The organism is Burkholderia sp. PR2 (assembly GCF_052372875.1).
In the GTDB taxonomy this organism is placed as follows: Bacteria; Pseudomonadota; Gammaproteobacteria; order Burkholderiales; family Burkholderiaceae; genus Burkholderia; species Burkholderia diffusa.
In genome coordinates, this window is record NZ_JBQRWH010000002.1 from 285,270 (window position 1) to 302,567 (window position 17,298).

Here is a 17,298-nt window from a genome sequence, read left to right on the forward strand (position 1 = left end):
GCGCGGCAACGTGCGTGCGGGATGCCGCGTGCTGAACCTCTGTCGTTTTTACATAAACGCCGTACGGTCGTTGCATCGTGCGCGGAGCGGGGCGCGTCCGGCGTCGTCACATGCGCGGAATCGAGCGGATGTCCGAACTGTCGCCGGCGGCCGGATCGTCGTCCGCTTCGGGAAGCGGCGCTCCGGGGTCGTAACGCACCGGCGCGCCGCGCTCGATCCGGTGCGCGAACGCCGGCGGGGTATCGACGTCGTCGCCGAAGCGCGCCCGCACGAAGGCGCGCAGCAGCGCGGTGCGCGGGTCGGTCGCGCGCGCCGCGCAGGTCGACGGGCCGTCGATGAAGCATGCGTCGCATTCGACGCCGTCGCCGCGCCGCGCGATCCGCAGGTCGCCGACGCGATCGAGCACCGCTCCCGCGTCGGCCCACGACGCCGACGGCGCGAAATGTGCATCGAGGCGCCGCAATGCATCGCACGCGGCGGTCACGATCAGTTGCGGCTCGACGGCCGTGAAGCACAGCGTGTCTTCGTCGTCCGCGCACAACGCGCGCGCGCACCAATAGTCGAGGGCCGTTCCGGCGAGTTCGTCGGTTCGCATGGGCAAGCTCCGTCAGGGTTTGTCAGCGCGGTGGGACGCGTGCGCAAGCTGCGTGCCGGGCTGCCGGATAGCGGGCACGGCGTGTGCTCATGGGGCCGACGGCGCGCGCGGCGATCATGCGGCGCGCATTTTTTGCATCGCCGTCGCAGATAAGCAGAGGGGGCCAGCATGCAGCATCAACAGGACGCACAGGTGCGCGACCCGTATCGCGGCCACGAGATTCGCGTCTGGGCGCGGCGCAACGCGCGCGGCGCGTGGGATGACGAAGTGCAGGTGTATGTCGACGGCGCGCGCATCGAGCTCAGCGTGCCGGAGCCGGCCGGCCCGGATTGGAAAACCGAGGACGAGGCGCTGCGCGCGGGTGTCGAGCGCGGGCGTTATCTGGTCGACAAGCGCGTCGATGACGATTGACCCGACCCGACCCGACCCGACCCGACCGGAAGCTTGCACGCGGGGCGACAAACCGACGAAGGTGACGCCGGAGAGCCGGACGCCGCGGGTCAGGCGGGCGATTCAGGCATCACGGCCGCGCCGCGATCTCGTCGAGGTGCCACAGCAGATCCGCCGGATCGTCATACACGCGTAGCGCGCCCGCGCGTTCCAGCTCGTCGCTGCCGTAACCGCCGGACAGCAACCCGACGCCCAGCGCGCGGCAGCGGCTCGCGGCGAGCATGTCCCAGATGCTGTCGCCAACCACCACCGTATGCTCGATCGGCACGTTCAGCTTCGCGGCGGCCGTCAGGAACAGATCGGGATCCGGCTTCGCATACTTGACCTGATCGCGCGTGACGACCACGTTCTTCGCCGGATCGACGCCCAGCGCCTCGAGGTTGATGGCCGCCGTTTCCATCCGGCCGCTGGTCGCGATCGCCCAGCGGATGCCCGCGTTCGACAGCGCGGCCAGCAGCTCGCGGGCGCCCGGCAGCGGCCGGACCTGCGCGCGCAGCCGCTGGTACGCGGCCGCGTGCAGCCGCGCGAGCCGTTCGACGCGCTCGGCGTCGATGTCGCCGGCCGTCTCGCGCAGCAGCTGATTCAGGAACAGGCCGCCGCTCATCCCGATCTTGCGGTGGATGCGCCACACCGACAGCTCGATGCCCTCGGCATCGAGCGCTTCCTTCCACGCGAGCACGTGCTGGTAGACGCTGTCGACGAGCGTGCCGTCGAGATCGAACAGAAACGACGTTTCAATGCGCATGTTGAATCTCCTGGCCCGATGAGGTTCGGGCGAATCGTCCGCGAAAAGTCCTTCGACGCATTATCGGCGCGCGGCCGTGTCATCGCCATGTCCCGGCGCCGCGGCCGGCAGCGGCGTGTCGTTTGCCGCTGGTACAATCGCGCCGATGCGCCGGGCCGGCTGCCCGCGCCGCACGCGCCCCCAACCCTCGTCGAATTCCCGTATGGCAACTCCGGACGCCGTCAGTTCCGAACAGTCGTGGTGGGGCGTCCTGGCCCTGGCACTCACTGCCTTCATCTTCAACACCACCGAATTCGTGCCCGTCGCGCTGCTGAGCGCGATCGGCGACAGCCTGCGGATGCAGCCGACCGACGTCGGCCTGATGCTGACGATCTACGCGTGGGCCGTCGCGGTCGTGTCGCTGCCGCTGACGTTCGTCACGCGCCATGTCGAACGTCGCAAGCTGCTGAGCTGCGCGCTGCTGGTGTTCATCGGCAGCCATGTCGTCACCGGCGTCGCGTGGAATTTCACGGTGCTGATGATCGGCCGGCTTGGCATCGCGTGCGCGCATGCGGTGTTCTGGTCGATTTCCGTCCCGCTGGCCGTGCGGCTCGCGCCGAGCGACCGGAAAAGCCGCGCGTTGAGCCTGCTCGCGATGGGCACGGCGATCGCGATGGTCGCCGGGATTCCGCTCGGGCGCGTGATCGGCGAGGCGCTCGGCTGGCGCGTGACGTTCCTCGTGATCGGCGGCGCGGCGGCCGTCGCGCTGCTGATGCTGCGCGTGACGCTGCCGACGCTGCCGAGCCAGGGCGCCGGATCGCTGTCGAGCATCGGCATGTTTCTCAGGAAGCCGGCGCTGGTATCGCTGTACGCGATCACCGTGCTGGTCGTGTCCGCGCATTTCACGTCGTACACGTACATCGAGCCGTTCGTGCAGAGCGTCAATCACGCGAGCAGCAGCCGGATTACCTACGTGCTGATCCTGTTCGGCGTCGCCGGCATGCCGGCCGCGGTCTGTTTCAACCGCGTGTTTCCGGAGCGGCCGGCCGATTTCCTGCTCGCGTCGATCATCGCGCTGTCGGCGTGTCTGCTGATCCTGTTCCCGAGCGCGCTGAACATCGTCACGCTGTCGGTTCACACGCTGGTGTGGGGCGGCGCGATCGTCTGCTTCGGGCTCGCGATGCAGGCCTGGGTGCTGAAGCTCGCGCCCGAGGCGACCGATCTCGCGGTGTCGATCTTTTCCGGGCTGTACAACGTCGGCATCGGTGCCGGCGCGCTGCTCGGCAACCATATCGCCGGGGATTTCGGCCTGCCGTGGATCGGCACGTTCGGCGGGGTGGTCGGGATCTTCTCCGCCGGGATCGCGTGGGCCGCGTTGCGGCTGCATGAGCGGCCGGCGGTGGCGTAGTCCGCCGTCAGTGCCATCGCACTGCATGCGGCATGCCACATGCCACATGCCACATGCCATGCCGGGCGCGGCCTTTGCTCGAGGCTTTCTGGTCGCTCGCGTGGCTGCAGATCATCAGACATTGAAGACACTGTGGAAGCGCTTCAGGCGCCTATCGCCACCGCAATGATCCGGCCACGGGGACGTGGCCGGATCGCGGCGCCTTCGTGCGGAATACGGTCGGCGGGCCACACCGCATTCCCATCAGGAAAACCCTGATCCGCCCGCCCGGACCTCGATTTCCGTCGACGTCGCCAACCACCAGCCTGCCCGCATTTCACTGCTCGCCACGCGGTGCCCTGAAACCTGTCCCGCTCCTCCCAGCAAGCCTTCCAGCCACGCCAACCAGACAAAACGGGTATGGCGCGATGCAATATTTCCCGATCTGAAGCGAATTTCAATACCTGACAGGTATGAAAAAGCGAGGCCAAAAGTATTGGACGGTCCATTTCCCCGCCGCGTATAAATCCGTTCCATGAACTCCCCACACGCAGCGTGCCCCATGTCTCCCGTCACCATCGAACGCATTGAAACCCGCCTCGTCGACCTGCCGACGATCCGTCCGCACAAGCTGTCGGTCGCCACGATGCACGGCCAGACGCTGATGCTGGTGAAGGTGACCTGCAGCGACGGCGTGACGGGCACAGGCGAAGGCACGACGATTGCCGGGATGGCCTATGGCCCGGAAAGCCCGGAAGCGATGAAGCTCGCGATCGACGCATACCTCGCGCCGGCGATCATCGGCAAGGATGCGACGCGCATCCAGGCGCTGATGGCGTTCCTCGGCAAGCTCGCGAAGGTCAATCATTTCGCGAAGAGCGCGCTCGAAACCGCGCTGCTCGACGCGCACGGCAAGCGCCTCGGCGTGCCGGTCAGCGAGCTGCTCGGCGGCCGCCGGCGCGATCGCCTTCCCGTTGCGTGGACGCTCGCATCGGGCAACACGGCGACCGATATCGCCGAAGCCGAGCGGATGCTCGACCTGCGCCGCCACAACGTGTTCAAGCTGAAGATCGGCGCGAAGGCGCTCGACGCGGACATCCGCCACGTGGCCGAGATCAAGCGGGCGGTGGGCGAGCGCGCTTCGGTGCGCGTCGACGTGAACATGGCGTGGAGCGAAACGCAGGCCGCGCGTGCGATTCCGGCGCTCGCCGATGCCGGCTGCGAACTGGTCGAGCAGCCGGTTGCGTCGGCGGCGGCGCTCGCACGGCTGATGCGCCGCTTCCCGGTCGCGCTGATGGCCGACGAAATCCTGCAGGGCCCGGACAGCGCATTCGAGATCGCGAAGCATCACGGCGCGGACGTGTTCGCGATCAAGATCGAGCAGAGCGGTGGCCTCTTCGCGGCGCAGCGCGTCGCGGCGATCGCGGATGCGGCCGGCATCGAGCTGTACGGCGGCACGATGCTCGAAGGCGCGTTCAGCACGGTCGCGTCCGCGCATCTGTTCGCGAGCTTCGCGAACCTGCAGTGGGGCACCGAACTGTTCGGACCGCTACTGATTACCGAAGAGATTCTCACGACCCCGCTCGACTACAGCGATTTCGAACTGACCGTGCCGAGCGGCCCGGGCCTCGGCATCGAGCTCGACGAAGCGAAGGTCGCGCGCTTCACCCGCGACGGGCTGACGAAAGTCTCCCGCTGAATCGCGATCACGCGCGACAACCCGCGATAACACGATCACGCACCAGGACATCACGATGCTTTTCCACGTACGCATGGACGTCAACCTCCCGGCCGACATGCCGGCCGGCGTGGCCGACGAGATCAAGACCCGCGAGAAGGCGTATTCGCAGGACCTGCAGCGCAGCGGCAAATGGCGCCACATCTGGCGCATCGCCGGTGAATACGCGAATTACAGCGTGTTCGACGTGTCCGGCAACGCCGAGCTGCACGAGATCCTGACCGGCCTGCCGCTGTTCCCGTACATGAAGATTTCGGTGACGCCGTTGTGTCGCCACCCGTCGTCGATACACGACGGCGACGTTTGAACCACGGAGCCGCCTCTTCCGCAACGGCGGGCACCGGGTCACCTTTCCCCAAAATACACGTGGAGACACCATCATGAGCGTCAAAGTATTCGAAACCAAGGAAGTGCAGGATCTGCTGAAGGCCGCGTCGAACGCGGGCGCCAATGGCGGCAACGCGCGCACGCAGCAGGTCGTGCTGCGGCTGCTCGGCGACCTGTTCAAGGCGATCGACGACCTCGACATTACGCCGGACGAAGTGTGGGCCGGTGTGAACTACCTGAACAAGCTCGGCCAGGACGGCGAGGCGGCGCTGCTCGCGGCCGGCCTCGGCCTCGAGAAGTATCTCGACATCCGGATGGACGCGGAGGACGAGGCGATCGGACTCGACGGCGGCACGCCGCGCACGATCGAAGGCCCGCTGTACGTCGGCGGCGCGCCGGTGCGCGACGGCGTCGCGAAGATCGACCTCGATGCGGATGAAGGCGCGGGCCCGCTCGTGATCCACGGCACGGTCACGGGGGTCGACGGCAAGCCGGTGGCCGGCGCGCTGGTCGAGTGCTGGCACGCGAACTCGCACGGCTTCTACTCGCATTTCGACCCGACCGGCGCACAGAGCGATTTCAACCTGCGCGGCGCGGTGAAGACGGGCGCGGATGGCAAGTACGAATTCCGCACGCTGATGCCGGTCGGCTACGGCTGCCCGCCGCAAGGTGCGACGCAGCAGCTGCTCGACCGCCTCGGCCGTCACGGCAACCGCCCGGCGCACGTGCACTTCTTCGTGACCAGCGACGGCCACCGCAAGTTGACGACGCAGTTCAACATCGACGGCGACCCGCTGATCTGGGACGACTTCGCGTATGCGACGCGCGAGGAGCTGATTCCGCCCGTCACCAGCAAGACCGGCGGCGCCGCGCTCGGGCTGAAGGCCGACGCATATCAGGACATCGAGTTCAACTTCGTCCTGACGCCACGCGTCGAGGGCAAGGACAACCAGATCGTCGAACGCCTGCGCGCTTCCGCCACGGCATAAGCGCCCGACGGCACGGCGGCGCGCCTGCGCCACCGCCGGCCGGGTCCCCGCGAGATTCAATCGATACCGATGCGAGCGTGCTTGCAGGACCCGGCACGCACACAGGAGGAACCAACATGTCCGCCACGATCGACCACACCACCGAACTGGACCACCTGCTCGCCACTGCCGTGCAGGACGACAAGGAAGCCGGCATCTTCCGCTGCCGCCGCGACATCTTCACGAACGAGGCGCTGTACGAGCTCGAGATGAAGCACATCTTCGAGGGCAACTGGGTGTACCTCGCGCACGAGAGCCAGATCCCGAACAACAACGATTACTACACGACGTGGATCGGCCGCCAGCCGGTCGTCATCACGCGCGACAAGACCGGCGAGCTGCACGCGGTGATCAATGCGTGCGCGCACAAGGGCGCGATGCTGTGCCGCCGCAAGCACGGCAACAAGGGCAGCTTCACGTGCCCGTTCCACGGCTGGACCTTCTCGAACACCGGCAAGCTGCTGAAGGTGAAGGACGAGAAGACGACCGAGTATCCGGTGCAGTTCAACACGCACGGCTCGCACGACCTGAAGAAGGTCGCGCGATTCCAGAATTACCGCGGCTTCCTGTTCGGCAGCCTGAGCGACGACGTGCTGCCGCTCGAGGAGTACCTCGGCGAGGCGCGCGTGATCATCGACCAGATCGTCGACCAGGCGCCGAACGGGCTCGAAGTGCTGCGCGGCAACTCGTCCTACATCTACGAAGGCAACTGGAAGATGCAGATGGAGAACGGCTGCGACGGCTATCACGTGAGCACCGTGCACTGGAACTACGCGGCGACGATGGGCCGCCGCAAGGAAGACGGCACCAAGGCCGTCGACGCGAACAGCTGGAGCAAGTCGGTCGCGGGCGTGTACGGCTTCGACAACGGCCACATCCTGTTGTGGACCAAGACGATGAACCCCGAAGTGCGGCCCGTGTACCAGCACCGCGACGAGATCAAGGCGCGCGTCGGCGATGTGCAGGCCGACTTCATCGTGAACCAGACGCGCAACCTGTGCGTGTACCCGAACGTGTTCCTGATGGACCAGTTCAGCACGCAGATCCGCGTGGTGCGCCCGCTCGGCGTCGACAAGACCGAAGTCAGCATCTTCTGTTTCGCGCCGAAGGGCGAGAGCGAAGCCGACCGCACGACGCGCATCCGCCAGTACGAGGACTTCTTCAACGTGACCGGAATGGGCACGGCCGACGACCTCGAGGAGTTCCGTGCATGCCAGGCCGGCTATGCGGGCATCACGGCGATGTGGAACGACCTGTCGCGCGGCGCGCCGCTATGGATCGACGGGCCGGACGAGAACGCGAAAAGGATGGGGTTGAACCCGCGCATCTCGGGCGAGCGCAGCGAGGACGAAGGGCTGTTCGTGTGCCAGCACGAACACTGGGTGCACGTGATGCGCGATGCACTGAAGAAGGAGCGCGGGGAGGTGGAAGCATGAACATCGATTACCGGACCATCTGCGCGGCGCTGTATCGCGAAGCGCGCCTGCTCGACGACCGCGAGTGGGACGAGTGGCTGACCTGCTACACGGAAGACGTCACATACTGGATGCCCGCGTGGGACGACGACGACCGGCCGACCGACGATCCGCAGAGCCAGATCTCGCTGATGTATTACGCGGATCGCGGCGGCCTCGAGGATCGCGTGTTCCGGATCAAGACCGAGCGCAGCGGCGCGTCGACGCCCGAGCCGCGCACCAGCCACAACGTGACGAACGTCGAGGTGCTGGCCGAGCGCGACGGCGAGGTGGACGTGCGCTACAACTTCCACACGCTGAACCACCGCTACCGCGTGACCGATCACTTCTTCGGCACGATGTTCGTTACGTTGCGCCGCTCGGGCGACGCATGGCTGATCTCGAACAAGAAGATCGTGCTGAAGAACGACTACATCAGGCAGGTGCTCGACGTGTACCACGTCTGACGCCGATCGATTCGACAAGTAACACCGGGAGACGATGTCATGTCCACCTACAAGATTGCACTGAACTTCGAGGACGGGGTCACCCGCTTCATCGACTGCAAGGCCGGCGAGAAGGTGCTCGACGCCGCGTTCCGCGCGAAGATCAACCTGCCGATGGACTGTTCCGACGGCGTGTGCGGCACCTGCAAGTGCCGCGCGGAGAGCGGCAGCTACGATCTCGGCGACGATTACATCGACGACGCGCTCACCGAGGATGAAAAGGACGGCGGTCTTGTGCTGACGTGCCAGATGGTGCCGCAAAGCGATTGCGTGATCGCGGTGCCGAGCTCGTCGATCGCCTGCAAGACCGGCCACAGCGCGTTCGCCGCGACCGTGACGAAGGTCGAGCCGCACAACGATGCGGCGATCGTGCTCGAACTCGACGTCGATGCGGCCGCGCCGGTGTTCCTGCCCGGCCAGTACGTGAACATCGGCGTGCCCGGCAGCGGCCAGCACCGGTCGTATTCGTTCTCGTCCGCGCCGGGCGACACGAAGGTCGGATTCCTGATCAAGAAGATTCCCGGCGGCGTGATGAGCACGTGGCTCGAATCGGCCAGACCCGGCGATACGCTCGAACTGAACGGGCCGCTCGGCAGCTTCTACCTGCGCGATGCGGCGCGGCCGCTGCTGTTCCTCGCGGGCGGCACGGGCCTCGCGCCGTTCCTGTCGATGCTCGAGGTGCTCGCGCGCAGCGGCTCGCGGCAGAAGGTGCACCTGATCTACGGCGTGACGCGCGATCTCGACCTGGTGCTGGTCGACGCGATCGAAGCGTATGTGGCGAAGCTGCCGAACTTCAGCTTCTCGACCGTCGTTGCCGATGCGGGGTCGAGCCATCCGCGCAAGGGCTGGGTCACGCAGCACATTCCGGCCGATGCGCTGAACGACGGCGACGTGGACGTCTACCTGTGCGGGCCGCCGCCGATGGTCGACGCGGTGCGCCAGTACTTCGACGATGCAGGCGTGAAGCCCAACAGCTTCCACTACGAGAAGTTCACCCCGAACGTGACGGCAAAGGCGGCATGACCATGCAACGATTCTCTGGAAAGGTCGTTGTCGTCACCGGCGCGGCGCAGGGCATCGGCCGCGGCGTCGCGCTGCGCGCGGCGGCCGAGGGCGGCCGCGTGCTGTTCGTCGATCGCGCGGATTTCGTGGCGGAGGTGGCCGCCGAGGCGCCGGGCGGCAACACGGCCGGATTCGTCGCGGATCTCGAGACCTACGACGGCGCGCGCGCGGCGATGGCGTGCGCGGTCGCGACGTTCGGCCGGATCGACGTGCTGATCAACGGCGTCGGCGGCGCGATCCGGATGCGGCCGTTCGCCGAGTTCGAGCCCGAGCAGATCGACGCGGAAATCCGCCGCTCGCTGATGCCGACGCTCTACAGTTGCCACGCGGTGCTGCCGCACTTGCTGGCCGGGGGCGGCGGCACGATCGTCAACGTGTCGTCGAACGCGACGCGCGGCATTCGGCGCGTGCCATATTCGGCCGCGAAAGGCGGCGTCAATGCGCTGACGGCGGCGCTCGCGATGGAATACGCGGAGCAAGGCATCCGCGTGGTCGCGACCGCGCCGGGCGGTACCACGGCGCCGCCGCGTCGCGTGCCGCGCAATGCGGCCGGCGACAATGCGCAGGAACAGGCGTGGATGGCCGAAGCGGTGCGGCAGGTGACCGATTCGACGTTCTTCAAGCGTTACGGCACGCTCGATGAACAGATCGCGCCGATCCTGTTCCTCGCGTCGGACGAAGCGAGTTACATCACCGGCACGGTGCTGCCGGTCGCGGGCGGCGATACGGGTTGAGCGGCCGGGTTGCCTGTTCGCCCGCTGCTTCAGCGATGCGCGCGCCCCGGTCAGGCGTGCGCGCGATGACCATCGAACAACCGGCCGACGTGGAACGTCCGGCCACGGAGACACTCATGCGCGAGCGCGAAGCAATCATCCCCGCGGGAATGGAAGTCGTGTACGAAAAAATCGGTTATGCGCCGGCGATCAAGGCGGGCGATACCGTGTACGTATCCGGCCAGATCGGCCGCGACGCGGCGATGCAACTGGTGGAAGAACGCGAGGCGCAGATCGTGCAGGCGTTCGAGAATCTCAGGCTGGTGCTCGAGGCGGCCGGCGCGTCGCTCGACGACGTGGTCGACCTGACGACCTTTCATACCGACATGCGCGACCTGCCGCTGTTCATGGCGGTGCGCGACCGCTATCTCCATGCGCATCCGCGGCCGGCGTGGACCGCGGTCGGCGCGCACATGCTCGGCGGGGCGCCCGGTTATATCGTCGAAATCAAGGCGGTTGCCGTGCTGCGGGGATAGTCGCTGCCGCTGCTGGTGAGACGACACGATTCCACCGCTTGCCGCCCGCATCGGATGCAGACGTGCGGCCCGTCTACCGCCGGATCGCCGCTCGCAACCGCCTCACGTCCTGTTCTGACACCGGTGCGGCGCGATTTCCCCACGCGCCGCGCACATAGCTGACCACCGCGGCGATCTCGCCGCTCGTCAGCGCGCTGCGCATCGCCGGCATCCGCTGCACCGGTCGGTGCGTGCCGGGTGCCGGCCGCGCGCCTTCGACGACGATCCGGATCGCGCTGGCATGACCCGCGATGAACGCCGCAATCCGGCGGTCGAGACCTGGACGTGCGATCTCACAAGTGCAACTAACGGTCAATCGCGGTCCCGCCCCCGGCACGGATACGCACGCGACGCGGCAACGCGGTATCGCCCGACGCTGATGCAGGAACTGCGCTTGCAGGGGGGCGGCCGGATCCCGTACCGCGTCATTCCGGACACGTCAACGATGCACGCACCGGTTTTCACGCTCGGCGTCCCCGTTGCCGACGGCGTTCGCCGACCGCCGGCGCAGACGCAGACGGTCCACGCACCTTTGCCGCGACGAAGCGGCCGGTGCGCGACATCGCGCTTACCGGCACGCGCGTGAAAACAGCAGCGAATCGGCGTCGTTGAAGCGAATCTGCACCGGATCTGCATACCCGGCCTTCTGCGCGACGCGGATCGACGCGATGTTGGTCGGTGCAATCAGGCACACGCTGCGCTCGAACCGGTGCTGCGCATCGAGCCAGCCGAGCGCATGCGACAACGCCTCGGTCGCATAGCCCTTGCCGTGCGCCCAGCTCGCGAGCGCCCAGCCGGCTTCCGGCACGCTGCGAATCGACGGCTCGACCGCACGATGGAAGTCGGCGAAGCCGAGATCGCCGACGTAGCGGCCCGACGACTTCTCGCGAATCGCCCAGTAGCCGTAGCCGAGCAGCGGCCACAGTCCGCGATACGCGAGCAGCCGCATCCACGAGTCACGCGGCGCCGACGGATTGCCGTTGAAGATGTGCGCGACGACGGTCGGCTCGGCCCACATCGCGGCGAGCGCGTCGAAGTCGCCGAGCGGGTGACCTTCGAGGATCAGGCGGGGGGTATCGAGAACCGGTGGGGACGTGACGGGCGGCAGGGCGCTGAGTGTCATCGGGCGTTCCATGAGGAAAGGAAGGCGGCGCAGTGAGCCGCGCTTGGGTCCCGTACGATACCGCGGAAACTGCGGCGCAGCCGCAAATCCCCGTCTGCGGCGGGGAATGCGGCCGCATCGTCCGGCTTGCCGTCGTCCGATGATTCCGGCACGGGCTGGCGACCGCGTGGCGGCATCGCGCCCGTGCCGGGCGGTTTCTACTTGCGGCTTTTCAGGAAGCTGCGCCCGTGTGCGGTGATCGACGCACCGGATCGGCCGTTCGCGGAATGGCTGACGAAGCCCGCGCCGACGAGTTCCTGCTCGACCGACCAGCCGAGCGCCGGCGCATCGCGGCCGTAGCGCACATCGGCGAGACGCTCGAGCGCCCAGATCGCGGAGGCCGACAGGTTGGGGGTGTGGGACGTGACGTTGTCGTTCATCGCTTCCTCGAAGTGTAGTGATTCAGGGTGAACGGCACGAGGCCGTGGGATCGGGCGACGCAGCGTCAGCGTGCCTGCAGCAGGGGCAACAGCGCCTGGAGCGCTGCATCCTCGTCGGGGCCAGTGGCGAGCACCTGCGCGGACGTGCCGCCAAGCATCTGTAGCGCCGCGATGGCCATCGCGTCCTTCGCGCTGCCGCTGAGCCCGTTGGCGAGCAGCAGGATGTCGCTTTCGAAGCGGTGTGCCGCCGCGACGATCGCGTCACACGACGCGATCGCACGCTTGCGGCTCCAGGCGGGGCCGATTTCAACGTAGACGACGGTTGCCACGATGCGGATCAACCTCGGGGAAAGTCGCCGGAACGGCGTGCAACGGCCGGCCGGCAGCACGGCGGGACCGCGCGGAGCGCGGTTTCCCGACGGGGCGCCGGGTGTTGTGTACCAGGCATCGGTGCATCATTCATCTCGAACATGTCGACATCCTCAGCGAAACCGCCATCAAGTCCGGCGAATGATCGAAAGCTGACAATTATAATACAGCAACGTGTTTATGTGTATTGCATTATAATGCCGTGTGCGCGGCATGCTGTCTGGCCGATTTGTCGACGGGGCAGCACGGCGCGCGGTCCGGCCACGTGCTTGCGTGTCCGGCATTTTTTATCGATTGACGTGAACTCCCACCGAATGGAAGCTGCAATGAACGCCGCCCCCGCCTGCCCGCAATGCGCGATGGAAAACACCTACCCGGATGGCACGCTGACCGTGTGCGCGGACTGCGGCCATGAATGGTCGGCCGGAGCCGGCGCCGATGCGGGCGACGAACCGGCGGGCGACGTCGTCAAGGACGCGAATGGCAACGTGCTGTCGGACGGCGATTCGGTCGTGCTGATCAAGGACTTGCGCGTGAAGGGTTCGTCGATCACGCTGAAGATGGGCACCAAGGTCAAGAGCATCCGTCTCGTCGGCGGCGATCACGAAGTCGATTGCAAGACCGACATGGGCGGCTTCATGCTGAAGGCCTGCTACCTGAAGAAGGTATGACCGCACGCGGTACGAGCGATTCTCCGATCAACCGGGCCTGTCGAGCATGAGCGAGGATCGAATTTCCTATGACGCGTTCCTGCAGTTCCTGGCGGCGCCGTTGAACGACGGCCGTCCGTTCGTGCTCGAGACGAAGCACGCGGTGTCGCTGCACTTCGACCACTTCGGCACGCAGAGCTTCATGTCGCTGAAGGATCCGGTCAGGCTCGAACTCGGCTATACGCGCGTGATGATGGGTTTCCTGCTGCTGCAGCCGGCGCCCGCGCGTATCTGCATGATCGGGCTCGGCGGTGGATCGCTGGCGAAGTACTGCTATCGGCACCTGCCCGACACGGCGATCGACGCGGTAGAGATCAATCCGGACGTGATCGCGCTACGCGACGTGTTCAGGATTCCGCAAGACGACGCGCGCTTCGCGGTAGTCTGCGCGGACGGCGCAGACTACGTCGCGCGGCCGGACGTCCAGGCGGACGTGATCCTGCACGACGCGTTCGTCGCCGATGGCATGCCGGGCCGCTGCACGGGCACCGCGTTTCTCGACGCGTGCCGTGCGCGGCTGAGCGAAACGGGCGTGCTCGCGATCAACTTTATGGACGACGATCCCGCGTTGCCGCGCCATCTCGAGCAACTGCGTGCGGTGTTCGACGATTCGTGCGCGCTGGTGCCGTGCGGCGACGACAACAACTTCATTGCGTTCGCGTGGAAGAACGGCAACCCGCTGCCGTCGCTGCGCATCCTGCTCGAGCGCGCGCTTGGATTCGGCTCGGCGGGCGCGCTCAAGCTCTCGTCCACCGCTCGGCGCATGAAGGAAGGGGAGTGCATCGATCCCGCGCGGCTCGTCTGGCGCGCGCGCGAACATCCACGATGGGAAATCTGCGCCTGACGGCGCCGCGGGTTCGACTGCGCTTACTTCAGCCCTTGCTTCACGCGCTTGCCGAGCGGGCTCTTGGTCTTGTACGTGACGCCGTGTTTGTCGAGATACTCGCGGATCAACTGACGCACGACTTGCGACGGTGTGAGGTCCTGCTCCGCGCAGAGCATTTCGAATGCTTCTTTTTTGGCGGGATCGATCAGGACGGTCAGGCGGGCGGTTTTCGTTTCCATCGGGATGGCAGGGGTGGTCGATATGTTAATCAAATTATAATCGATCCGCTTTCGGTGCCAAATGTGTCATGCACGGTTCGTGCACCGGCACACCCGGGAGCCTCGGATTGCTCGAAGCATATGGAAAACATGATAACAAGATTATCATGCTCTGTTGGTTGTATTGGGCTTTAAGTACAATATCGACCGGGGCTGCCGGCTCCGGCTTGCCCGAGCGGCTCCGTCGTCCGCACGGCCGGTGACCCGGCTGCTTCCGTTTCCACGCGGCGTGCGTGCACCGTGACGGCGGCGCTGCCTGGTCGTCTCTTCGCGTTTACTACCCAGCCACTTCGCTATCCGCCTCATGACCCCGATCAAGTTCGTTCTCCGCTACACGGCGATTCCTTTCGTAGCCATCGTGGCCGTCGTGGTGTGGGCAGTCGCGCCGTCGTCGAAAGAGGTCGACGCGCGGCAATATGCGGCGCTGTCGCGCGGATACGCGAGCTTTCCGCTACCGTTTCGACATGGAATCTCGGAAGCGATGGAGCAGGGCCGGATCAGCGACCGGCGTTACCAGACGCTCGTTCGCGATTCGCTGGGTAATGGTGTGGCGCTGGACTGGCCGGCGTCAGGTGTTGCCGACGTCGCTGCCGAGCGGCAAAGACTGGCCGAACTGCTGAAGGCCGATTCCGGCCTGGAGGAACATCAACAATGAAGATTGCGCTGGTTTCGGTGGCTTTCGTGATGATTATCGGAAGCCTGGTTTTCGCGCTGTATTTCATGAATCACGACCGGGGCGGCAGCAAGCGGATGGCGTGGTCGCTCGCGGCGCGGGTCGGGCTGTCGATCACGCTGTTCCTGTCGCTGCTGATCGCATACCGGCTCGGGTGGATCGAGCCGACGGGGCTGCCGATCGGGCGGTGATGCGCGGCATTCGCCCTCGCTGCCGCAGCAAACGAGGTATTGCCGACGGAAGGATTGCCACTGGCATCCGTTTCAATATCAGCGTGATCGGCAAGCAGTCAAAATGCCGCGCAGCAGATCGATCGGCGGCGGCGGACATCCAGGAATGGTCACATCGACGGGCAGGACCGACGAAACGGGGCCGCACACAGCGTAGCTGTCGGCAAAAATGCCGCCCGTGCACGCGCACTCGCCGGCTGCGACGACCAGCTTCGGCGCCGGCGTCGCCTCGTACGCGGCAAGCACGGCTGCCTTCATGTTCAGCGTGACGGGGCCGGTCACGAGCAGCAGGTCCGCATGGCGCGGGCTGGCGACGAATTTGATCCCGAGCCCTTCGATGTTGTAGTACGGGTTGCTCAGTGCGTGAATCTCCAGTTCGCAGCCGTTGCACGAACCCGCATCGATCTGCCGGATGCACAACGCGCGGCCGAGGAGGTCGAGAATGTCCTGACGAATCTGCTGCGCCTCGTGTCGCCAGGCGGCTTCGGCGGTCGGCACGGGCTCGTCGGGAAATTCAGTGCGCGCGAATTGACGGATGAGTTGCCACATCAGAGATCGTGCCCCGCGTAGTTCAGATTGAACGATTTGTTGATCAGCGGGAAATCGGGAACGATGTTGCCAATGATCGCGTGCTCGAGCGCCGGCCAGTTCTGCCATGACGGATCGTGGCAATGGCATCGCGCGATGGCATCGCCTGATGCCATCTCGAGCGCGACGAATACGTCGCCGCGCCAGCCCTCCACCCAGCCGATTCCCCGGGATGGCGCCGCCGCGGGCGTGACGCCGACGGCGATCGGCCCTTCCGGAAGATTCGCCAGCAGTTCGCCCATCAGACGCAGCGATTCGTCGATTTCGGCAAACCGCACGGCGACCCGCGCGGCGACGTCGCCGCGCGGGTCGCTTGCCGCCTTGACGGCCAGATCGCCGTAGGGGGCCGGCCGCAGGTTCGCGCGCACGTCGAATGTCTGGCCGCTGGCGCGGGCGGCCATGCCGCGCACGCCGAAATGCGCGACGACGTCGGCATTCAATCGGCCGGTGCCGAGAAACCGGTCTTGCAGCCCGGACTGCTCCTCGTAGATCTTCCGCATCACGTGTACTTCGCGCGCGATGCGTTCGCACTGTTCGGTGAGGGTCGCCGCGTCCTCGGGATGAATGTCGACGGCCAGCCCGCCCGGCACGATTCGATCCATCAGGTATCGATGCCCGAAGATTCCGCCGTTGGTTCGTACCCAGTTCTCCTTGAGCCGCGAGAACTGTGCGAGACCGAACGCGAATCCGGCGTCGTTGCCGAGCGCGCCGAGGTCGCCGAGGTGATTGGCGATGCGCTCGCGCTCGAGCAGGAGTGCGCGCAGAACCAGCGCACGCGCCGGCACGGCTGTGCCGCACGCCTGCTCGAGTGCCATGCAATAGGCCCACGAGAACGCAACGGTCGAATCGCCGGCGACCCGGCCCGCAACGCGATGGCCGTTCGACGCGGCCGTCCGTTCGAACAGCCGTTCGACGCCGCGATGCACATAGCCGAGCCGCTCCTCGAGCCGCAGCACCTTCTCTCCGACGACCGAAAACCGGAAATGGCCCGGCTCGATGATGCCGGCGTGAATCGGCCCGACGGCAATCTCGTGCACGCCGTCGCCGACAACCTGCACGAACGGGTAATCCGCTTCGTTCGATTCGAATCGCTCGATTCCGGTTGCACGCTTTTGCAGCGGAAAGTAGTTGCCCGGCCAGTTACCGTGATTGAGCCACGGGCGCGTGTCGCGCGTGTTGCGCTCGCGCAGGCCGGTCAGGTCGAAAATTGCGCGCTGCATGCGCGTTGCGGCGGGAAATACGCCCGCGAGATCGGGATAGTCGCCGTCGGCCCGCGGTTCCGGCCCTGTCGCGAGACGCACCCACAGGACGCCGTCGTCGCATTCGTAAGCCGCGTTGACTGAAAATTCGCGCTCGGGCGTTTCGGTGCCCCACATCGCAACGAGCCGGCTACGGTCCGTCCGCGCGGCATGCGCGATGTCGCGCCATCGCGCTTCGTCGACGTCAACCACGGTAGCCGGCACCTGGCCTGCTTCGTGCCCGAGGCGAGTCGAGCCGTCCGCCTGAATCAAGTCGAGTCGCAT

Annotated in this window: 23 protein-coding genes and 1 pseudogene; 14 read left to right on the top strand and 10 right to left on the bottom strand. The window is 66.3% G+C overall.

From position 1 onward, the window contains the following. Window positions 1-106 precede the first annotated feature (106 nt). Window positions 107-595: a phage protein NinX family protein gene (locus ACT2FV_RS12835; protein ID WP_059602449.1), complete on the bottom strand. Its 489-nt coding sequence runs from the start codon at window positions 593-595 to the stop codon at window positions 107-109. Between the two features lie 168 nt (window positions 596-763). On the opposite strand from ACT2FV_RS12835, the gene ACT2FV_RS12840 reads away from it, so the two are divergent. Further along, a complete protein-coding gene (locus tag ACT2FV_RS12840) occupies window positions 764-1,006 on the top strand; it encodes a DUF6566 family protein (protein ID WP_059602453.1) in 243 nt (80 codons plus the stop codon). A 109-nt stretch (window positions 1,007-1,115) separates the two neighbouring features. On the opposite strand, the gene ACT2FV_RS12845 is transcribed toward ACT2FV_RS12840, so the two are convergent. Continuing rightward, the gene (locus tag ACT2FV_RS12845; RefSeq protein ID WP_044843419.1) at window positions 1,116-1,790 is read right to left on the bottom strand and encodes an HAD family hydrolase; all 675 of its coding nucleotides are present in this window, start codon (window positions 1,788-1,790) and stop codon (window positions 1,116-1,118) included. A gap of 202 nt (window positions 1,791-1,992) precedes the next feature. Here ACT2FV_RS12845 and ACT2FV_RS12850 point away from each other — a divergent pair, with 202 nt between their 5' ends. Further along, window positions 1,993-3,177, top strand: coding sequence for a sugar transporter (locus ACT2FV_RS12850; RefSeq protein ID WP_174907544.1), 1,185 nt, complete (start codon window positions 1,993-1,995; stop codon window positions 3,175-3,177). A gap of 243 nt (window positions 3,178-3,420) precedes the next feature. Here the strand turns inward: ACT2FV_RS12850 and ACT2FV_RS12855 are convergent, their stop codons facing one another. Next, window positions 3,421-3,693 (bottom strand): hypothetical protein, encoded by a 273-nt coding sequence (locus ACT2FV_RS12855; protein ID WP_444504029.1) that lies wholly within the window; start codon window positions 3,691-3,693, stop codon window positions 3,421-3,423. Window positions 3,694-3,718: 25 nt separating this feature from the next. On the opposite strand from ACT2FV_RS12855, the gene ACT2FV_RS12860 reads away from it, so the two are divergent. The 8 genes from ACT2FV_RS12860 to ACT2FV_RS12895 all read left to right on the top strand — a co-directional run bounded on the left by ACT2FV_RS12860 (window position 3,719) and on the right by ACT2FV_RS12895 (window position 10,520). Continuing rightward, a complete protein-coding gene (locus ACT2FV_RS12860) occupies window positions 3,719-4,855 on the top strand; it encodes a muconate/chloromuconate family cycloisomerase (protein ID WP_059602459.1) in 1,137 nt (378 codons plus the stop codon). Window positions 4,856-4,910: 55 nt separating this feature from the next. After that, window positions 4,911-5,201, top strand: coding sequence for a muconolactone Delta-isomerase (gene catC, locus ACT2FV_RS12865; RefSeq protein ID WP_059602461.1), 291 nt, complete (start codon window positions 4,911-4,913; stop codon window positions 5,199-5,201). Window positions 5,202-5,274: 73 nt separating this feature from the next. Continuing rightward, window positions 5,275-6,210: a catechol 1,2-dioxygenase gene (gene catA / locus ACT2FV_RS12870; protein ID WP_444504030.1), complete on the top strand. Its 936-nt coding sequence runs from the start codon at window positions 5,275-5,277 to the stop codon at window positions 6,208-6,210. Between the two features lie 116 nt (window positions 6,211-6,326). Beyond that, the gene (locus ACT2FV_RS12875) at window positions 6,327-7,685 is read left to right on the top strand and encodes a Rieske 2Fe-2S domain-containing protein (RefSeq protein WP_059602466.1); all 1,359 of its coding nucleotides are present in this window, start codon (window positions 6,327-6,329) and stop codon (window positions 7,683-7,685) included. Next, window positions 7,682-8,170: a benzoate 1,2-dioxygenase small subunit gene (benB, locus tag ACT2FV_RS12880; RefSeq protein ID WP_444504031.1), complete on the top strand. Its 489-nt coding sequence runs from the start codon at window positions 7,682-7,684 to the stop codon at window positions 8,168-8,170. Before ACT2FV_RS12875 ends, benB begins: the two co-directional genes overlap by 4 nt. A gap of 39 nt (window positions 8,171-8,209) precedes the next feature. Further along, complete coding sequence (benC, locus tag ACT2FV_RS12885) at window positions 8,210-9,232, top strand: benzoate 1,2-dioxygenase electron transfer component BenC (RefSeq protein WP_124901595.1); 1,023 nt, start codon at window positions 8,210-8,212, stop codon at window positions 9,230-9,232. Next, window positions 9,229-10,005, top strand: coding sequence for a benzoate diol dehydrogenase BenD (benD, locus tag ACT2FV_RS12890; protein WP_059602478.1), 777 nt, complete (start codon window positions 9,229-9,231; stop codon window positions 10,003-10,005). Before benC ends, benD begins: the two co-directional genes overlap by 4 nt. A 116-nt stretch (window positions 10,006-10,121) precedes the next feature. Further along, window positions 10,122-10,520 carry a RidA family protein gene (locus ACT2FV_RS12895; RefSeq protein WP_151049278.1) on the top strand — a complete coding sequence of 133 codons (399 nt, stop codon included), beginning with the start codon at window positions 10,122-10,124 and terminating at the stop codon, window positions 10,518-10,520. A gap of 73 nt (window positions 10,521-10,593) precedes the next feature. Here the strand turns inward: ACT2FV_RS12895 and ACT2FV_RS12900 are convergent. The 4 genes and pseudogenes from ACT2FV_RS12900 to ACT2FV_RS12915 form a co-directional block, all read right to left on the bottom strand. Then, a pseudogene (locus ACT2FV_RS12900) lies at window positions 10,594-10,803 on the bottom strand (c-type cytochrome); the annotation flags it as partial. A 324-nt stretch (window positions 10,804-11,127) separates the two neighbouring features. After that, the gene (locus tag ACT2FV_RS12905) at window positions 11,128-11,682 is read right to left on the bottom strand and encodes a GNAT family N-acetyltransferase (RefSeq protein ID WP_444504032.1); all 555 of its coding nucleotides are present in this window, start codon (window positions 11,680-11,682) and stop codon (window positions 11,128-11,130) included. A 197-nt stretch (window positions 11,683-11,879) separates the two neighbouring features. Beyond that, window positions 11,880-12,101: a hypothetical protein gene (locus ACT2FV_RS12910; protein ID WP_059602484.1), complete on the bottom strand. Its 222-nt coding sequence runs from the start codon at window positions 12,099-12,101 to the stop codon at window positions 11,880-11,882. Between the two features lie 65 nt (window positions 12,102-12,166). Next, window positions 12,167-12,430 carry an HPr family phosphocarrier protein gene (locus ACT2FV_RS12915; RefSeq protein ID WP_444504033.1) on the bottom strand — a complete coding sequence of 88 codons (264 nt, stop codon included), beginning with the start codon at window positions 12,428-12,430 and terminating at the stop codon, window positions 12,167-12,169. Between the two features lie 366 nt (window positions 12,431-12,796). Here ACT2FV_RS12915 and ACT2FV_RS12920 point away from each other — a divergent pair, with 366 nt between their 5' ends. Both ACT2FV_RS12920 and ACT2FV_RS12925 read left to right on the top strand, forming a co-directional pair. Further along, window positions 12,797-13,141 carry a zinc ribbon domain-containing protein YjdM gene (locus ACT2FV_RS12920; RefSeq protein WP_006752903.1) on the top strand — a complete coding sequence of 115 codons (345 nt, stop codon included), beginning with the start codon at window positions 12,797-12,799 and terminating at the stop codon, window positions 13,139-13,141. Window positions 13,142-13,187: 46 nt separating this feature from the next. Next, window positions 13,188-14,024 carry a spermidine synthase gene (locus tag ACT2FV_RS12925; RefSeq protein WP_151049254.1) on the top strand — a complete coding sequence of 279 codons (837 nt, stop codon included), beginning with the start codon at window positions 13,188-13,190 and terminating at the stop codon, window positions 14,022-14,024. 23 nt (window positions 14,025-14,047) lie between these two features. Here ACT2FV_RS12925 and ACT2FV_RS12930 read toward each other — a convergent pair whose 3' ends face one another. Continuing rightward, complete coding sequence (locus tag ACT2FV_RS12930; protein WP_059602491.1) at window positions 14,048-14,245, bottom strand: ribbon-helix-helix protein, CopG family; 198 nt, start codon at window positions 14,243-14,245, stop codon at window positions 14,048-14,050. 343 nt (window positions 14,246-14,588) lie between these two features. Between ACT2FV_RS12930 and ACT2FV_RS12935 the strand changes: the two genes are divergently transcribed. Both ACT2FV_RS12935 and ACT2FV_RS12940 read left to right on the top strand, forming a co-directional pair. Further along, window positions 14,589-14,939, top strand: a complete 351-nt coding sequence (locus ACT2FV_RS12935) for a hypothetical protein (RefSeq protein WP_151049256.1) — start codon at window positions 14,589-14,591, stop codon at window positions 14,937-14,939. Further along, a complete protein-coding gene (locus tag ACT2FV_RS12940) occupies window positions 14,936-15,148 on the top strand; it encodes a DUF2909 domain-containing protein (protein ID WP_059511443.1) in 213 nt (70 codons plus the stop codon). The genes ACT2FV_RS12935 and ACT2FV_RS12940 overlap by 4 nt, the downstream gene beginning before the upstream one ends. A 78-nt stretch (window positions 15,149-15,226) precedes the next feature. Here ACT2FV_RS12940 and ACT2FV_RS12945 read toward each other — a convergent pair whose 3' ends face one another. Together ACT2FV_RS12945 and ACT2FV_RS12950 are read right to left on the bottom strand one after the other, a co-directional pair. Further along, window positions 15,227-15,736, bottom strand: coding sequence for an NADH-quinone oxidoreductase subunit B family protein (locus tag ACT2FV_RS12945; RefSeq protein WP_124901668.1), 510 nt, complete (start codon window positions 15,734-15,736; stop codon window positions 15,227-15,229). Further along, window positions 15,736-17,298 (bottom strand): hydrogenase large subunit, encoded by a 1,563-nt coding sequence (locus ACT2FV_RS12950; protein ID WP_151049258.1) that lies wholly within the window; start codon window positions 17,296-17,298, stop codon window positions 15,736-15,738. Before ACT2FV_RS12950 ends, ACT2FV_RS12945 begins: the two co-directional genes overlap by 1 nt.

Coding starts and splice junctions, on each gene's coding strand:
- ACT2FV_RS12840 (WP_059602453.1), top strand. CDS start 764: ATGCAGCATCAACAGGACGCACAGGTGCGCGACCCGTATCGCGGCCAC.
- ACT2FV_RS12910 (WP_059602484.1), bottom strand. CDS start 12,101: ATGAACGACAACGTCACGTCCCACACCCCCAACCTGTCGGCCTCCGCG.
- ACT2FV_RS12935 (WP_151049256.1), top strand. CDS start 14,589: ATGACCCCGATCAAGTTCGTTCTCCGCTACACGGCGATTCCTTTCGTA.
- ACT2FV_RS12850 (WP_174907544.1), top strand. CDS start 1,993: ATGGCAACTCCGGACGCCGTCAGTTCCGAACAGTCGTGGTGGGGCGTC.
- benB (WP_444504031.1), top strand. CDS start 7,682: ATGAACATCGATTACCGGACCATCTGCGCGGCGCTGTATCGCGAAGCG.
- ACT2FV_RS12945 (WP_124901668.1), bottom strand. CDS start 15,736: ATGTGGCAACTCATCCGTCAATTCGCGCGCACTGAATTTCCCGACGAG.
- ACT2FV_RS12835 (WP_059602449.1), bottom strand. CDS start 595: ATGCGAACCGACGAACTCGCCGGAACGGCCCTCGACTATTGGTGCGCG.
- ACT2FV_RS12875 (WP_059602466.1), top strand. CDS start 6,327: ATGTCCGCCACGATCGACCACACCACCGAACTGGACCACCTGCTCGCC.
- ACT2FV_RS12895 (WP_151049278.1), top strand. CDS start 10,122: ATGCGCGAGCGCGAAGCAATCATCCCCGCGGGAATGGAAGTCGTGTAC.
- ACT2FV_RS12920 (WP_006752903.1), top strand. CDS start 12,797: ATGAACGCCGCCCCCGCCTGCCCGCAATGCGCGATGGAAAACACCTAC.
- ACT2FV_RS12860 (WP_059602459.1), top strand. CDS start 3,719: ATGTCTCCCGTCACCATCGAACGCATTGAAACCCGCCTCGTCGACCTG.
- ACT2FV_RS12930 (WP_059602491.1), bottom strand. CDS start 14,245: ATGGAAACGAAAACCGCCCGCCTGACCGTCCTGATCGATCCCGCCAAA.
- benD (WP_059602478.1), top strand. CDS start 9,229: ATGACCATGCAACGATTCTCTGGAAAGGTCGTTGTCGTCACCGGCGCG.
- benC (WP_124901595.1), top strand. CDS start 8,210: ATGTCCACCTACAAGATTGCACTGAACTTCGAGGACGGGGTCACCCGC.
- ACT2FV_RS12855 (WP_444504029.1), bottom strand. CDS start 3,693: ATGGAACGGATTTATACGCGGCGGGGAAATGGACCGTCCAATACTTTT.
- catC (WP_059602461.1), top strand. CDS start 4,911: ATGCTTTTCCACGTACGCATGGACGTCAACCTCCCGGCCGACATGCCG.
- ACT2FV_RS12845 (WP_044843419.1), bottom strand. CDS start 1,790: ATGCGCATTGAAACGTCGTTTCTGTTCGATCTCGACGGCACGCTCGTC.
- ACT2FV_RS12940 (WP_059511443.1), top strand. CDS start 14,936: ATGAAGATTGCGCTGGTTTCGGTGGCTTTCGTGATGATTATCGGAAGC.
- ACT2FV_RS12905 (WP_444504032.1), bottom strand. CDS start 11,682: ATGACACTCAGCGCCCTGCCGCCCGTCACGTCCCCACCGGTTCTCGAT.
- ACT2FV_RS12925 (WP_151049254.1), top strand. CDS start 13,188: ATGAGCGAGGATCGAATTTCCTATGACGCGTTCCTGCAGTTCCTGGCG.
- ACT2FV_RS12950 (WP_151049258.1), bottom strand. CDS start 17,298: ATGCGACTCGACTTGATTCAGGCGGACGGCTCGACTCGCCTCGGGCAC.
- catA (WP_444504030.1), top strand. CDS start 5,275: ATGAGCGTCAAAGTATTCGAAACCAAGGAAGTGCAGGATCTGCTGAAG.